Source organism: Myxococcota bacterium, assembly GCA_041389495.1.
Classification (GTDB): Bacteria; Myxococcota_A; UBA9160; order UBA9160; family UBA4427; genus JAWKRT01.
This window is the reverse complement of the sequence record JAWKRT010000001.1, coordinates 1241303-1256933: the sequence shown is the minus strand read 5'-3', so window position 1 is coordinate 1256933 and position 15631 is coordinate 1241303. Positions and strand designations below refer to the sequence as shown.

Here is a 15631-nt window from a genome sequence, read left to right as displayed (position 1 = left end):
GGCGCCCTTGTCGACCCCGCCCCTCCACTACCAGGTCCTGCCGAACGGCCTCGAGATCCTCCTGCGCGAGGCGCACGCCGCCCCCGTCGCGAGCCTCCAGATCTGGGCGAAGGTCGGGAGTGCCGACGAGGGTCCGGGCGAGGAAGGGCTCGCGCACTTCCACGAGCACATGCTCTTCAAGGGCACGGAGCGCCGCGGCGTCGGCGACGTCGCCGGAGAGATCGAGGGGGCCGGCGGGCGCGTCAACGCGTACACGACGTTCGACGTCACGGTGTACTACGCGACGCTCCCGAGCGACGCACTCGACGTCGGCGTCGACGTGCTCGTCGACGCCGTCCGCCACTCGACGTTCGATCCCGCGGAGGTGAAGCGCGAGGTCGAGGTCGTGCTCGAGGAGATCCGCCGCTCCGAGGACGCGCCCGACCACGTGCTCTCCGACCTCGCCTTCGCGAACGCCTACCGCGCGCACGCCTATGGGCGGCCCATCCTCGGAAGCGCGGAGAACGTCGCGAGCTTCGACCGCGCGAAGGTCGAGCGCTTCTTCCGGCGCTGGTACGCGCCCGACAACCTGGTCGTCGTCGCGGCCGGCGACTTCGACGCGCGCGACCTCGCCGCGCGCATCGAGGCCGCCTTCGCGGGCGCGGAGCCGGCGGGCGCGCGGCGCGCGCGCGCATCCGAGCCCGCGCAGCAGGGCCTCCGCACGCGCGTCGCGGTGCGCGACTTCGAGCGCGCGCGCCTCGACCTCTCGTGGCGCGCACCATCGTTCGCGGACGACGACGCCACGCACCTCGACCTGCTGTCGTTCGTGCTCGGAGAGGCGGAGTCGAGCCGCCTCGTGCGCCGCGTGAAGGAGACGCGCGGCATCGTCGATCGCATCGACACGTCCTGCTACACGCCGCTCGACCCGGGCCTGTTCACGGTCGACGTGAAGTGCGAGAGCGAGCGCGCCGCGGAGGCGATCGAGGCCGTGGTCGAGGAGGTCGAGCGGGTGCGCGTCGAGCCGGTGAGCCTCGCCGAGCTCGAGCGCGCGCGCGCGAACTTCCTCGCCACCGAGAGCTTCGAGCGCGAGAGCGTGTCGGGGATGGCGAGCAAGCTCGGCCACTTCCACGTGCTCGCGCGCGACCACCGGCGCGAGCAGCGCTACTTCGAGCTCGTCCGGAGCGCCACGCCCGACGACCTGCTGCGCGCGGCGCGCACCTGGCTCGCGCCCGAGCACCTGTGCACGACGGCGCTGCTCGCCCGCGCCGACGTCGACGCGCTCGACGACGCGCGCGCCGCCGACGCCGTCGCGCGCGGGCTCGCGCGCGCGACGCGCCGGCGCGCCGCGCTCCCGCGCCGCACGCCGGGGCGCGACGTCGTCACGTACGACCTCGGCGGAGGCGCCGAGCTCCACGTGCTGCCGTCGCACGACGCGCCCGTCGTCGCCGGCCGGGCCGCCTTCCTCGGCGGGCTGCTCGCCGAGACGCCGGAGACGTCGGGCCTCACGAGCTTCCTGACGGCGCTCTGGATGCGCGGGACGGAGGGCCGCTCGGCGGCGGACTTCGCGCGCGCCGTCGAGAACCTCGCCGCCGAGGTCGACGGCTTCAGTGGGCGCAGCTCGCTCGGCATGACGTTCGAGTGCACGAGCGACCAGCTCGCGCCGACGCTCGACCTGTTCGCCGAAGCGCTGCTCGAGCCCGCGTTCGACGAGGCCGAGCTCGAGCGCGAGCGACGCGAGGTGCTCGCGGCCATCGACCGGCGCGCGGACCGGATCGCGCAGCGCGCGTTCCTGCTCTTCCAGCGCACGCTCTACGCGCACCACCCGTATCGCATGCCGCTCGGCGGCGAGCGCGAGAGCGTGGCCGCGTTCGACGTCGACGACGCGATCGCCCACCACGAGCGACTCGTCCGGCGCGGCAACCTCGCCTTCGGCGTCGCGGGCGACGTCGACCCCGACGCCGTCGCGCGCGCGATCGCGTCGCGCCTCGACGCCCTCGAAGGCGACGGTTTCGCCGAGCGCTGGCCCGCGGCCGACCCCGCGCCGAACGCCCCGCTCTTCGCCGAGGAGCGCGCCGACCGCGAGCAGGCGCACTACGTGCTCGGGTTCCGCGGCGTCGCGATCGACGACGCCGACCGCTTCGCGCTCGAGCTGCTCGCGCAGGTGCTCACCGGCCAGAGCGGCCGGCTCTTCCTCGAGCTGCGCGACCGGCAGAGCCTCGCCTACAGCGTGAGCGCGACGAACGTCGAAGGGCTCGCGCCGGGCTTCTTCTCGGTCTACATCGCGACCGCGCCCGCGAAGCTCGCGCAGGCGCGGGCCGGGCTCGAGCGCGAGCTCGCGCGCCTCGTCGACGAGCCCGTCGGCGAGGACGAGCTCGCGCGCGCGAAGCGGTTCCTCACGGGCAACCACGCGATCGACCGCCAGCGCAGCGCCGCGCGCGCCGCGCACCTCGCACTCGACGCGCGCTACGGCCTCGGCCCGCTCGCCGCGCTCGCCTACCCCGAGCACGTCGCGGCGCTGTCGAGCGCCGACGTGCAGCGCGTCGCGCGCCGCATCCTCGACTGGAACGCGCGCGTCGAGGCGCTCGTCCACCCCGACGCACCCGCGGCGCCGGACGTCGCCTGAGGCCGGCGGCGTCTCCGCCGCCGGTGCTCGCCTAACGAGCCGCCGCCGACGCCTGCGGCGAGTACCCGAGCGCGAGCCCGTCGCGGCGCGGGTCGCTCCCGCCGAAGTGGATGCCGGTGCGCGGGTCGATCACGATCGCCTCGGCCGCCGACCACGTCGACGCGGACCGCTCGACGTCGTGGCCGCGCGCCTCGAGCCCCTCGACCACGTCCTGCGGCGTCTCGGGCTCGACGTAGAGCGTGTCGGGAACCCACTGGTGGTGGAAGCGCGGCGCCGACACGGCGGCCTGCACGTCCATGCCGTAGTCGACGACGTCGAGGATCGTGAGCAGCGTCGTCGAGATGATGCGCGGGCCGCCCGGGCTCCCCGTCACCATGAAGGGCTTCCCGTCGCGCAGCAGGAGGGTCGGCGTCATGCTCGACAGCGGACGCTTGCCGGGCGCGATCGCGTTCGCGCCGCGCACGTCGATGAGCCCGTAGGCGTTCGGGGCGTCGGGCGCCTTCGCGAAGTCGTCCATCTCGTTGTTGAGCACGATGCCGGTGCCGGGGACGGTGACGCCCGAGCCGTACGGCGTGTTGATCGTCTTCGTCAGCGCGACGGCGTTGCCGCGCGCGTCCGTCGTCGAGAGGTGCGTCGTGCCCGCGTCGTCCTGCGGGAGCCCCGGCGCCTCGACGCGGATCGCGCTCTCGTCGCGCAGCCACGTCCAGGGCGCGCGGCGCCAGCGCGGCGGCAGGATGCGCGCGCGCTGCGCGTCGGCGTGCGCGGGCGAGAGGAGACGCTCGACCGGCACGTCGACGAAGTCCGGGTCGCCGAGGAAGACGGCGCGGTCCGCGAACGCGAGCTTCATCGCCTCGGCGATCACGTGGATCGACGCGCTGCCGTGCGCGGGCCGCGCAGCGAGATCGAAGCCCTCGAGGACGTTCAGGATCTCCTGCAGCACGACGCCGCCCGACGACGGCGGCGGGAAGCTCGCCACCTCGAGGCCGCGGTAGTGGCCGCGCGTCGGCTCGCGCTCGACGACCGCATAGCGCGCCAGGTCCTCCTCCGTGACGAGCCCGCCGTGCGCGCGCATCGTCGCGGCGATCGCGCGCGCGGGCGCGCCGTCGTAGAACGCGCGCGCACCGCCCCGCGCGACGAGCTCGAGCGTCGCCGCGAGCTCGGGCTGCGCGAGCCGCCAGCCGGGCGCGGCCGCCTCGCCCGGCGGCGGGAACTGGATGCGCGCCGTCTCCGCGAAGCGCGGGTCGTCGGCGGGCATGCGCGCGCGCATCGCCTCGATCATGGCCGCGTGGTAGGGCCCGATCGCGAACCCGTCGCGCGCGAGCGCGATCGCCGGGGCCATCACGGTCGCGAGCGGCAGCGCGCCGTAGGCCTCCTGCAGGTGCACGAGGCCCGCCACGAGCCCGGGTGTCGCCACCGCGAGCGCACCCGCGACGGATGCGCGCGCGTCGACGCCCGGCTGCACGTACATGTCGCGCGTCGCGGCGGCGGGCGCCGTCTCGCGCGCGTCGATCGCGACGATGCGCGCGGGGGTAGCGCCGTCGGCGGCGATGCGGACGAGCGCGAAGCAGCCACCGCCGAGCCCGCTCGAGAACGGCTGCGTCACCGACAGCGCGAACGCCGATGCCACGGCCGCGTCGATCGCGTTCCCGCCCGCCTCGAGCATCGCGTGCCCGGCGCGCGTCGCGTCCACCTGCGAGGTCACGACCATCCCCGCCTCGCCGCGCGCCGGGCTCGGCGTCGCCGCGCGCACACCGGGCGCGCCGGACGCGAGCAGGACGGCGAGGACGAGCGCGGCCGGGCGGCGTCGCCGCCCCTCTCGGCCGGAGGCGCCGCGCAGCACGGTGGCGCGGCGGGAGGTGGGAAGCGGAACGGAGCAGGACGACGCGGCTCGGGTGCGGGGCATGGCGGCGGAGTCTACGGGCGCGCGGTCGCGCGATCGACCGCCGAGCGGGCGCCCGACCACCGGCAGAAGCGGGGCTTCGGCCCCGTCGCCGCTCGCAGATCGGCCGCCCGCGCGTTCAACCGATCGACCTCGCGTGCCGATGGCGCCGACGGCCGGCCCGCAGCCACGGCTTCCCGGGCCCGCGCGACGACGCGAAGGAGGGAGCGATGGACGAGCTCGAAGCCAGCCTTCCCGGCGAGCGCCTCCGACGGGCGCTCGAGCGCGCGTTCGAGCGCTGGGCCTCGCCGGGCGTCCGCCACTTCGCGCACGCCTCGGCGAGCGCGCGCGCCGCGCTCGCCGACGCGATCGACCGCGCCTCCGCCGCCGACACCTTCGCGCGCGCGCAGGAATGGCTCGGAGCGGTCGCGGGAGGCCTCGCACTGCTCGGTCTGCTCGCGCTCGGCACGGGCTGCGGCGTCGACGCGAATCCCGACAAGGGCGCGAACCGCGTCTTCGCCAACCTCCGCGGCACGGGCGCCGAGCCCGCGCCGGCCGCGCGCGAGCCGGTCGACGCGAGCACGTGGGAGTGGCCGCCCGGTCCGCATCCGCACGCGACGCTCGCCGTCGCCGGCCGCGGCGAGATCGAGATCGAGCTCTTCCCCGAGCTCGCGCCGAAGACCGTCGCGAACTTCCTCGAGCTCGCGGGCCGCGGGTTCTACGACGGCGTCGCCTTCCACCGCGTGATCGCGGGCTTCATGGTGCAGACGGGCGACCCGAACACGCGCGACGACCTGCCCGACGACGACGGCATGGGCGGTCCCGGATACACGATCGAGGACGAGTTCGGCGACGCGCCGCACGTGCGCGGCGTGGTGTCGATGGCGAACACCGGTCGGCCCGACAGCGGCGGCAGCCAGTTCTTCATCGTGCAGCGCGATCGCCAGGCGCTCGACGGCAAGTACGCCGTGTTCGGGCGCGTGGTGCGCGGGATGGACGTCGTCGACGCGATCGCCGAAGCGCCCACGGACCTGCACGGGCGCTGGGGGCCGCGCGACCGGCCGCTCGAGGCGATCCGCATCGCGGGCGTGCACGTCGCGACGCCGACCGCGGACACGCACGCGGCGGCCGCTCCCGCGCACTGACGCGGCGAGGCCGCCTAGCCACCCCTGGGTCGACGGGCTAGAGTGCGCGCCCCGTGGCCCGGTAGCTCAGTTGGTAGAGCACCGCACTGAAAATGCGGGTGTCGCCAGTTCGACTCTGGCCTGGGCCACCACTTCCGCACCGCCGATGTCCGCCCCCGCCCGGGAGGCGCCCGCGTGACGAACGACGCCACCCGCCGCCCCGGAGCGGCCTTCGTACTCGGCCTCGCGATGCTCGTCGCGGGCGTCGCCGCCTTCCTCGTCCCGCTCCGCCACGCGGGCCCGTACGGCATCCCCGGTCGCGGACTCGTCGGCGGGCTGCTCGGCTTCGGGCTCGCCGCCGTGCTGCTCGCGCCGCGCATCCCGCGCGCGGCGCGCGTCGCGGCGATGGCCGCCTCGCCCGTCGTCCTCTTCCTCGCGCTCTACGGCGCGCTCGCCGAGCTCGAGGAGGTCGTCGTGCTGCACGCGCCCGACGCCGAGCTGCGGCTGTGGATCGTCGACCACGACGGAACGGAATGGGTGTCGATGTCGCGCGAGAAGGCGCGCGCGCACGGTCTCGACGGCGCGCGCCTCGAGCTGCTGCGCGCCGGCGTCACGCGCTGCGTCGTTCCGCGCATCGTCGACGACGCCGTCGCGAACCGCCGCACGTTCGACCTCCGCCAGGAGAAGTACGCCGTGCAGCGCCTCGGCGGGTGGATCGGCATGTTCGGCGACGGACCGGGTCCCGACACGATCACGTTGCGGCTCGATCCGTGCGACGCCGCGCCCGCGCGCTGAGCGTGCGCGCGCTCGCGGCGCGCGCGGCGAGCGCGAGGAGCGAGACGCCGGCGAGAACGCGCCACGGCGCGGGCGCAGCGGGAACGGCGGGCCGCGTGACCGCCTCGATCGCCTCCCGGTAGTCGGCGAGCTGCACCGCGTAGGTCGCGGTTCCGAAGACCACCGTGTCGGCCGGCTGCCCGATCCAGAGCCCGACCGTGAACATCGCTCCGGCGAGCTCCCAGACGCCGTCGCCCGCGCGCTGCGCGAACACCGCGCCGCCGGAGTCCCCCTGCACGGCCTGTGCTTCGTCGGCCGAGACGCCCTCGTCGAAGGTCGTCGCGAAGCTCGTCGTCGTGCGCCCGCCGAGGACGACCTCGTCATCGACGACGACGACCTCGTTCGTGCCCCAGCGCAGCGCGCGCCCGACGCCGCGCTCGAAGCCCGCGTGCGCCGCCATCGCCGGCGTCGTGGGCTGCCACGCGGCATCCCAGTACGCCGGCGACGCGAGCCGGGTCCAGCCCTGCCCCACCATGACGACGGGCTCGCCGACGACGGGCGGCGACGACGCGATCTCGAGCCACGGGAGGCCCGGGTCGCCTTCGATGCGGTAGAGCGCGAGGTCGGCGGGAACGCCGGGCGCCGTCTCGAGGACGATGCGCGAGCCGGGAACGGCCGCGTACGTCACGCCGAGGATCACGGCGTCGCGGTCGGGCGGGACGTGGTCGGCGGTGAGGATCCAGCCGCCGCCGAGGTACACGCCGGTGAGGTCGCCGAGCGCGGCGACGTGCGCGAAGCCCGGATCGTTCGCGGGCGGCGTCGCGTGGCCCGTGCCGTCGCCGCCCGCGGCGACGACCGCGCGCGCCGGCGCCGCCGCCGCGAGTGCGGACAGCGCGAGGACGACCGCGAGGGCGCGCACGTCTCAGCCCTTGTCGAGCTCCGGGATGACGTGCTTCCCGAGCAGCTCGAGCGACGACATCACCTGCTCGTGCGTCATGTCGTACGGGTTCGCGAGGCAGAACAGGAGGTCGCAGCCGGCGGCCTCGTAGCGCTTCGCGATCTCGATGCAGCGGTCGGGGTCGCCCACCATCGCGGCGCCGGCGTCGCGGATGTAGTCGAACGTGAGCGCGTCGGTCACGCGCTCGTCCTGCATCCGCTTCATGTCGCCCGTGTAGTGATAGGTGCCGAGATCCTTCTGGAACGTGCGCGCGTAGTCGGCCGTGGCGCCGATCAGCTCCGGCCCCTTCTTCGGGTACCAGACCATCGAGGTCTCGGCCTCGGCGAACGCCTTCGCGTTCGTCGCCGCGCAGTGCGCCATCGTGAACGTGACGACCTGGTCGTTGCGGAAGAGGCCCTTCGGCTTCTCGCAGTCGGCCTGGCCGCGTCGATAGGCCGCGATGCGCGGGATCATGTCCTCGGGCGGCACGCCGACCGCGAACGAGAGCAGGCCGACGCCCATCCTGCCGACCTCGTAGTGACCGTCCTCGCTCGTCGTCGCCGTCCAGATCGGCGGGTGCGGGCTCTGCACGGGCTTCGGCAGCACGCGGCGACGCGGCATGTCCCAGTACTTCCCGTGGAACTCGTACTCGTCGTTCGTCCAGCAGCCGACGACGTGGTCGATCGCCTCCGAGAGCATCTCGCGCGTCTCGTGGGGGTTGATGCCGAAGCCCTCGAGCTCGAGCCGCGTCGCCGAGCGCCCGGTGCCCCACTCGACGCGCCCGTCCGACAGGCAGTCGAGCGTCGCGACGCTCTCGGCCGTGCGGATCGGGTGGTTGTACGGCTTCGGCGTGAGGCGCACGCCGTAGCCGATGCGCAGCGTCGACGTGCGCGTGGCGACCGCGCCGTACAGCACCTCCGGGTTGCTGCAGTGCGAGAACTCGTCGAGGAAGTGGTGCTCGACGGTCCAGAACGAGTGGAAGCCCATCTGCTCGGCGAACACGGCCTGCTCGACCGTGTTGCGCAGCGCGGCGGCCTCCTTGCCCGGCGTCCACGGACGGGGCACCGGGATCTCGGCGAACAGGGCGAACTTCACGGCGGACTCCTTCGCTAGGCGCGACGGGCGGGAACCGACGCGCGGCGCGGCGGGCGGCCGCGCGCCGGCATTCTAGACGCGCGCGCGCCGAGCGCGGAAGCGTTCGGGCTTGCCGCGCGCACGGCCGATCGCGGAGACTCGCCGCATGCGATGCACACCGCCCTCGCGCCCGCGCGGCTCCGTGCGCGCGGCGCGCCCAGGACCGCTGCCGTTCCTGCTGCTCGCGCTCGCCGCCTGCGCGACGCCGCCGCCGCCCGACGCGCCGGCGAGCCCGCCGTTCGCGCTCCCAGCCGCGGAGCGCGCGGCGGGCTTCGAGGTGCTCTTCGACGGCGGCGGCCTCGATGCCTTCCGCGGCCATCGCAGCGACGTCGTGCCGCCCGGCTGGCAGGTGGCCGCGGGCGCGATCTACTTCGACGGGCGCCGCTTCGCACCCGATCTCCTCACGCGCGAACGCTATGCGAGCTTCGAGCTCGTGCTCGAGTGGCGCGCGGCGCCCGACGCGAACAGCGGCATCCTCTTCCACGTGACCGAGGACCACCGCGACACCTGGGAGTCGGGGCCCGAGTTCCAGATCCTCGACGACGAGTCGGACCCGCTGCACCGCACCGGCGCGAACTACGCGCTGCACCCGCCCGCGCTCGAGGCCGCGCCCGCCGGCGGCGACGGCTGGAACGAGGCGCGCATCGTCGTGCGCGGCCCGCGCGTCGAGCACTGGCACAACGGGACGCGCGTCGTCGTCTACGAGCTCGGGAGCGCGGACTGGGAGGCGCGCGTCGCGCGCAGCAAGTTCGACTGGATGCCGGACTACGGGCGCGCCGCCGAGGGCCACGTCGCGCTGCAGGCGCACGGCTCGCCCGTGTGGTTCCGCAACGTCCGCATCCGCAGGCTCGCGCCGTGACGCGCCCGATCACGCGGCGCGAGCTGCTCGCGCGCGGGGCGCTCGGCGCGGCGGCGCTCGCGGCGCCCGGGTGCGCGACGCCGTGGCTCTGGGAGGAGCGCCCGCTCCCGCCGGGCGAAGCGCCGCGCGTCGCGTGCATCGGCGTCGGCATGCAGGGCTGGATCGACTCGCAGCGCATCGCGGCCGCGGGCGCGCGCGTGACCGCGCTCTGCGACGTCGACGCGACGCCGCCGAAGTGGGTGTTCCTGCTGCGCGACGTGCGCAGGGCGTTCCCCGACGCGCGCTTCCACCGCGACTACCGCGAGATGCTCGCGGCGCACGCCGACGACTTCGACGCGGTCGTGATCTCGACGCCCGACCACACGCACGCGCACGCCGCGCTGCTCGCGATGCAGGCCGGGAAGCACGTCTTCTGCCAGAAGCCGCTCACGTGGTCGATCGACGAGGCGCGCGCGCTCGCGCGCGCGGCGCGCGCGTCGGGCGTCGTCACGCAGATGGGCAACCAGGGCCACGCGCGCGACCACCTGCGCCGCGCGGTCGAGCTCGTGCGCGGCGGCGCGATCGGCCGCGTGCAGGAGGTGCACTGCTTCACGAACCGCCCGATCTGGCCGCAGGGCCTGCGCGAGCGCCCGCCCGCGCGTCCCGTACCGGACGATCTCGACTGGGATCTCTGGCTCGGCCCCGCGCCCGAGCGGCCCTACGCCGACGGCTACCACCCGTTCGATTGGCGCGGCTTCTGGGACTTCGGCACCGGCGCGCTCGGCGACATGGGCTGCCACATCCTCGACATGCCGCTCTTCGCGCTCGACGCGGGCGCGCCGCTCGCCGTCGAGGCCGAATGCGAGGACGCGACCGACGAATCGCCGCCGACGGCGTCGACCGTGCGCTACCGCTTCGCGGCGGGCGCGCAGAACGACGAGCTCGACGTCGTCTGGACCGACGGCGGGCGCCTCCCTCCGGAGGACGTGCACCGCCGCCTCGGCATCTCGCAGCGGCGCCTGCGCGCGCACGACTGCGTCGTCTTCGGCAGCGAAGGGGCGCTGCTGTTCGACCACCTCGAGACGCTCGAGCTGCGCGCGGGCGCGCGCACCGACGCGCTGCACGACGTGCCGACGACACTCCCGCGCGTCGTCAACAACGCGGTCGAGTGGATCGACGCGATCCGCGGCGGGCCGCCGCCGCTCTCGCGCTTCGAGCTCTCGGGACCGTTCACCGAGACCGTGCTCGCGGGCAACCTCGCGATCCGCGCCGGACGGCGCGTCGCGTGGGAGGAGACGCTCGGCGGCGCGGGGCGCGCCGCCGACCTCGCGCCGTGGCTCGCGCGCGCGCCGCGCGCGGGCTGGGCGCTGCCGGAGCTCGCCGCCGATCGCGCGCCCGCCCGGGCGGCGCGCGCCTAACCTCGCTGCGCGGGCGCGACGGGCTCGAGCAGCACCACCGGGATCGTGCGCTCCGTGCGCGACCGGTACTCGTCGAAGAACTCGTACGCCGCGGTGAGCCGGGGCCAGAGATGCTCGACCTCTGCGGGCGTCGCCTCGCGCGCGACGACGTCGCAGTGACGGCGGCCCGCCTGCACGTGCGCGCGCGGCTCGGCCTGCAGGTTGCGCCACCACGCGGGCACGCGCTCGGTGCCGCCGTTCGACGCGACGACGATCCGCCGCTCGCCGTCCTCCACGTAGAGGAGCGGCGTCGTGCGGGGCTCGCCCGAGCGCCGGCCGGTGGTCGTGAGGAGCAGGATCTTCGACCCGCCGGTGCTCGCGACGAAGCGACCGTCGAGCGCCTGGTAGGCCCAGCGGTGGACGCGCGTGATCGCCGGGACGACCCAGGGGTTCGCCGCGATGAAGCGGCGCAGCGGGCGCGGCGAGAGGGACGGCACGGCGGCCGCACGGTACGCGCGCGACCGCGCGCGAGCAACCACACGCGGGCGCGGCGCGCGTGTACGATGCGCGCGCTCGCGACCGCGAAGCCCTCGAGGAGCACCCGTGTGACCCCCGCGACCGACGCTGCCGCCCCTTCCGACGCGATGGATCGCAGCGCGCTCGACGAGCGCTGGCAGCGCGGCTTCCGCTGGGTCGAGGAGCAGCTCGGCGGCACGATCACGCGCTTCGAGAGCCAGGCCCGCTGGCGGCCGGCGTGGTTCCTCGAGCTTCGCCGCGCGAGCGACGGCGCGACGCTCCCGCTCTACTGGCGCGGCGCGCGCGGCGAGTTCCACCGCAGCACGGCGCCGCTCGAGCGCGAGGGCCGCATCCTCGAGGTGCTCGAGCGCAACGGCGTGCCCGTGCCGCACCCCTACGGCGTCTGCGAGGATCCGCCCGGCCTGCTGCTCGCGCAGCTCCCGGGGCGCTTCAACCTCGCGACCGAGCCCGACCCCGCGCTGCGCGCGCGCACGCTCGACGACTACCTCCACGTGCTCGTGCGCATGCACGCGATCGATGCGCAGGAGTTCGCGCGCGAAGGCATCCGCATGCCGGCCGACCCCGTCGAGTCGTGCCTCGGCGAGCTGCCGAGCTTCGTGCGCGAGTACCGCCGCGCCAAGAACCAGCCCGACCCGATGATCGAGTTCGCCGTCGACTGGTGCCTGCGCAACGTCCCGCGCGACCGCGCGCACGTCGGCTTCGTGCACTGCGACTGCGGACAGTTCCTGTTCGACGAAGGGCGCGTCACGGGCGTGATCGACTTCGAGCTCGCCTACCTCGGCGACTCGGCCGCCGCCGACCTCGCCGGCATCCGCAGCCGCCAGCTCTCGGAGCCGCTCGGCGACATGCGGAAGATCGTCGCGCGCTACGAGGAGATCTCGGGCGCCGCGGTCGACCGGCGCGCGATCGACTACCACACGGTGCGCTTCGGCCTCACGAACCCGCTCGGCCTCGCGCCCGTGCTGGGCCGGCCCGTCCCGGAGATGAACTACGCGCAGTACCTCGCCTGGTACGTCGTGTACTCGCGCTGTCCGCTCGAGGTGATGGCGCACATCCTGGGCGTCGCGCTCGACCCGCCCGACGTGCCCGAGCCGGAGCCGACGTCGTCGCACACGGCGACGACGTTCCTCGCGAACGCGCTCGAGCGCCTGCGCGACGGGCGCGCGGGCGAGGAGCGCTACGAGATGGATCGCCTCTACCGCGTCGCGCAGTACCTCGAGCGCTCGGATCGCTTCCGTGCGGCGCTCGACGCCGACGACCTCGCCGAGGCGGCCGCGCTGCTCGGCCGCCGGCCGCGCGACCGCGCGGAGGCCGACGTCGCGCTCGAGGAGCTCGTCGCGCGCAACGCCGCGACGGGCGAACGCGACGCCGAGCTCCTGCGCTTCTTCCACCGGCGCCTGTGCCGCGAGGAGGCGCTGCTGCAGCCCACGCTCCGCGAGCTCGAGGGCGCGCGCATGGAGCCGATCGACTGACGACGATCCGCGGCCGCCGCGAGACGGCCGTGCTGTGAGGACGAGGACCCCGATGCTGACGAAGTTCGACGACTACCCGATCCACCAGACGTCGCGCCCGCTCGCCGTTCCGGCGACGGCCGATCGCAACGCGTACGACCGCTACTGGTTCAACGGCTACGACGCGGGAGGCGCGTTCTACATCGGCGTCGGCGCGGCCGTGTACCCGAACCTCGGCATCGTCGACGGCGGCGTCTCGCTCGTGATCGACGGCGAGCAGCACGCCTTCCACTGCTCGCGCCGCGCGGGCGCCGAGCGCAGCGAGATCGCGGTCGGGCCGTTCCGCATCGACATCCTCGAGCCGATGAAGTCGCTCCGCATCACGGTCGACGACAACGAGACGGGCTTCGCGGGCGAGCTCACGTGGATTCCGCGCACGTCGAGCTTCGCCGAGGCGCACCAGCACTCGATCGCGCCCGGCGGCCGCACGATGGAGGCGACGCGCTTCAACCAGTTCGGCTACTGGAGCGGCGAGCTGCGCTACGACGGGCGCACGCTGAAGATCGACCCGAAGACGACCTACGGAACGAAGGACCGCTCGTGGGGCGTGCGCCCGGTCGGCGACCGCGACCCGGGCGGCGCGCCGCCGAACGCGATGCCGCAGGTCTTCTTCCTGTGGGCGCCGCTGCAGTGGCGCGACCGCTGCACGCACGCGGGCATCTTCGAGAACCAGCACGGCATCCAGTGGCACTGGGACGGGATGGTGCTGCCGACGTACGAGGACCCGAACGCGATCCCGATGGTCGAGGACCCGAGAATGGAGCCGCTGCGCGCGGTCGACCACGAGATCGAGTACATCCCCGGCACGCGCCGCGCGCGGCGCGCCGTCGTGACGAAGACGGAGCTCTCCGGCAAGGTGAACCGCATCGAGCTCGATCCCGTGCTCTGCTTCCGCATGAAGGGCATCGGCTACTCGCACCCGACGTGGGGCCACGGCATGTGGAAGGGCGAGCTCGCGATCTCTGGCGAGAAGTGGAAGACGGCCGACGTCGACGAGCTCGCGCTCGAGAACCAGCACATCCAGCAGGTGGTGATGGCGACGTGCGACGGTGAGAAGGGCGTCGGCGTGCTCGAGCAGATCTGCTTCGGGCCGCACGCGAAGTACGGCTTCCGCGACTTCCTCGACCCGGCTCGCTAGAGGGGCGGTGCGGAGCGGTCGCGCGCGAGCAGCGGGTCGACCCAGCGCGGGTCGAGCCAGCGCATGCGCCCGAGAGTCGCGCGACGTCCCTTCTGGTTGCGCTCGGGGTTCCAGAACTCCCAGACGATCTCGCCCTCCGGCGTGATCTCGAACGCCTGGCCCTCGCCCGAGTTCGAGACGAGCGTGTTGCCGTTCGGGAGGCGCTGCGCGGAGCCGCGGCTCGCGGTGTAGAAGCTCTCCGGAGGCGATCCGCGGTACTCCCAGACGATCTCGCGGGTCTGCGGATCGACCTCGACGACGCGCGACCAGTTGCGCCCGAGGCCGTTGTCGAACACGAGCAGACGACCGTTCGCGAGCCAGCTCGCGTCGTGCGGGCCGTCTAGCACGCCGCGCCCCCACGCGAAGCGCAGGCCGCCGCCCTCCGCGCCGACGATCGCGATCGTGTCCTGGTGCCGCGACGTGAGGAGCCAGGAGTCGGCGCGGTGGAGCGGGCTCGTGCCGACGAGCGAGGGAAGCTCGATCGGATCGATCGAGTTCGTGTGCAGGAGGTCGACGTAGTCGCGCACCCCGTCGCGGCGTTCGGCGTTCGTCGCCTCGAGGTGCGCAGCGACGTCGCCGAACGCGAACGCGGCCGGGCCGCCGGCGAGCCAGTCGTGGATCGAGTGGCGCGCGAGCTCGCGCCCGTCGCCGTCGAGCTCGACGACGAAGTCGTCGCGCACGTCGACGTCGGGATCGACCGCCGGAATGCGGCGCGGCTCCATCACGAGCGCCAGGATGCGCCCGTCGGACAGCACCTCGACGTCGTGGTGCGCGCCGATCGACCGCTTCCAGCGCAGCCCTCCATCCCACGCGAAGCGAGCGACGTAGCGATCCTCGTCCTCGATCTCGGAGCGGCGCTCGCCCCGATTCGCCGCGCCGACGGCCAGCACGTCGCCACCGGGGAGCAGCTCCGCGCGCGCCCAGTACGTCCCGTCCACGTCCTCGACGCGGTGGAGCACGCGGCCGTCGGCGTCGATCAGCACGGCGGCGGCGCGGTTCTGCTCGTTGTACCAGCGATACCCGGGCTGCGTCCGCGCGCGGTCGTGGCGCACGACGCCCGAGCGCGCGGCTCCCGCGGCGTCGTTCCCCTCGGCGAACACGAGGTAGCCGAGCGAGCGCAGCCGATCGATCCTTGCGTGCGACGACTCGCGCGCGCGCGTCGTCGGCGCGCGGTAGGGAGCCGGCGCGCCGTCGTCGCCGCAGGAGATCGCGGATGCGGCGAGGGTCGCGAGGAGGCTCGCGGCCGCCCTCACGCGCGCGTCGCCGCGTCGCGGCCGCGCACGAGCACGTCGTAGGCCTGCTTGCTGTCCCAGTACTCCTGGAAGCGCGCGATCTTCCCGCCTTCGAGCTTCACGAGGAAGAGGTAGTCGTTCACGTAGTCGCGCCCGAGCTTCGTCGTGCAGCGCATCGTGAACTGGTAGACGACGTGGTCGTCCTCGGCCTCGAGGAAGAGCTCGTGCGGGTGCGACATCGTCTCGGGCCGGTAGCCCGAGTCGATCTTCTTGCCGCTGTCGGCGACGTTGCGGACGGCCTCGAAGCCGACGTGCCGGATCGTGCCCTCGTTGCCCGGGATGGGCATCGAGCGCGTCGTGATCCACGTGACGTCGTCGGTGGCGAGCGCGCGGGCCGTCTCCGGGTCGGACCACAGCGTGCGGAAGAACGTGCGGACGACGTCCTTGTTGTGGCTCATCGCGCACCTCCATCCTTATAATGCGCCGACC

Annotated in this window: 13 protein-coding genes and 1 tRNA gene; 8 read left to right on the top strand and 6 right to left on the bottom strand. The window is 74.3% G+C overall.

The features are described from left to right. Positions 1-7 precede the first annotated feature (7 nt). Positions 8-2602, top strand: coding sequence for a pitrilysin family protein (locus tag R3E88_05580; GenBank protein ID MEZ4215929.1), 2595 nt, complete (start codon positions 8-10; stop codon positions 2600-2602). A gap of 31 nt (positions 2603-2633) precedes the next feature. Here R3E88_05580 and ggt read toward each other — a convergent pair whose 3' ends face one another. Beyond that, the gene (gene ggt, locus R3E88_05575) at positions 2634-4505 is read right to left on the bottom strand and encodes a gamma-glutamyltransferase (GenBank protein MEZ4215928.1); all 1872 of its coding nucleotides are present in this window, start codon (positions 4503-4505) and stop codon (positions 2634-2636) included. 206 nt (positions 4506-4711) lie between these two features. On the opposite strand from ggt, the gene R3E88_05570 reads away from it, so the two are divergent. From R3E88_05570 to R3E88_05560, 3 genes are all read left to right on the top strand, one after another. Continuing rightward, positions 4712-5626, top strand: coding sequence for a peptidylprolyl isomerase (locus tag R3E88_05570; protein ID MEZ4215927.1), 915 nt, complete (start codon positions 4712-4714; stop codon positions 5624-5626). A 55-nt stretch (positions 5627-5681) separates the two neighbouring features. Continuing rightward, a tRNA-Phe gene (locus R3E88_05565) sits at positions 5682-5757 on the top strand. 43 nt (positions 5758-5800) lie between these two features. Beyond that, on the top strand, positions 5801-6400 hold the full coding sequence (locus R3E88_05560) for a hypothetical protein (GenBank protein ID MEZ4215926.1): 600 nt from the start codon (positions 5801-5803) through the stop codon (positions 6398-6400). Here the strand turns inward: R3E88_05560 and R3E88_05555 are convergent. After that, on the bottom strand, positions 6357-7298 hold the full coding sequence (locus R3E88_05555; protein MEZ4215925.1) for a trypsin-like peptidase domain-containing protein: 942 nt from the start codon (positions 7296-7298) through the stop codon (positions 6357-6359). The two genes, R3E88_05560 and R3E88_05555, sit on opposite strands and share 44 nt — an antisense overlap. A 3-nt stretch (positions 7299-7301) precedes the next feature. Further along, positions 7302-8411, bottom strand: a complete 1110-nt coding sequence (locus R3E88_05550) for an LLM class flavin-dependent oxidoreductase (protein MEZ4215924.1) — start codon at positions 8409-8411, stop codon at positions 7302-7304. Positions 8412-8556: 145 nt separating this feature from the next. Between R3E88_05550 and R3E88_05545 the strand changes: the two genes are divergently transcribed. Further along, positions 8557-9309, top strand: coding sequence for a DUF1080 domain-containing protein (locus R3E88_05545; protein MEZ4215923.1), 753 nt, complete (start codon positions 8557-8559; stop codon positions 9307-9309). Further along, complete coding sequence (locus R3E88_05540; GenBank protein ID MEZ4215922.1) at positions 9306-10706, top strand: Gfo/Idh/MocA family oxidoreductase; 1401 nt, start codon at positions 9306-9308, stop codon at positions 10704-10706. Before R3E88_05545 ends, R3E88_05540 begins: the two co-directional genes overlap by 4 nt. Here R3E88_05540 and R3E88_05535 read toward each other — a convergent pair. Next, positions 10703-11182 (bottom strand): nitroreductase family deazaflavin-dependent oxidoreductase, encoded by a 480-nt coding sequence (locus R3E88_05535; protein MEZ4215921.1) that lies wholly within the window; start codon positions 11180-11182, stop codon positions 10703-10705. The two genes, R3E88_05540 and R3E88_05535, sit on opposite strands and share 4 nt — an antisense overlap. A gap of 108 nt (positions 11183-11290) precedes the next feature. Here R3E88_05535 and R3E88_05530 point away from each other — a divergent pair, with 108 nt between their 5' ends. Continuing rightward, a complete protein-coding gene (locus R3E88_05530) occupies positions 11291-12694 on the top strand; it encodes a phosphotransferase (protein MEZ4215920.1) in 1404 nt (467 codons plus the stop codon). A 52-nt stretch (positions 12695-12746) separates the two neighbouring features. Next, complete coding sequence (locus tag R3E88_05525) at positions 12747-13871, top strand: hypothetical protein (protein ID MEZ4215919.1); 1125 nt, start codon at positions 12747-12749, stop codon at positions 13869-13871. On the opposite strand, the gene R3E88_05520 is transcribed toward R3E88_05525, so the two are convergent. Both R3E88_05520 and R3E88_05515 read right to left on the bottom strand, forming a co-directional pair. Continuing rightward, entirely contained in the window at positions 13868-15163 is a 1296-nt protein-coding gene (locus R3E88_05520; GenBank protein MEZ4215918.1) for an arylsulfotransferase family protein, read from the bottom strand. The two genes, R3E88_05525 and R3E88_05520, sit on opposite strands and share 4 nt — an antisense overlap. Beyond that, complete coding sequence (locus R3E88_05515; protein MEZ4215917.1) at positions 15160-15600, bottom strand: nuclear transport factor 2 family protein; 441 nt, start codon at positions 15598-15600, stop codon at positions 15160-15162. Before R3E88_05515 ends, R3E88_05520 begins: the two co-directional genes overlap by 4 nt. Positions 15601-15631 lie beyond the last annotated feature (31 nt).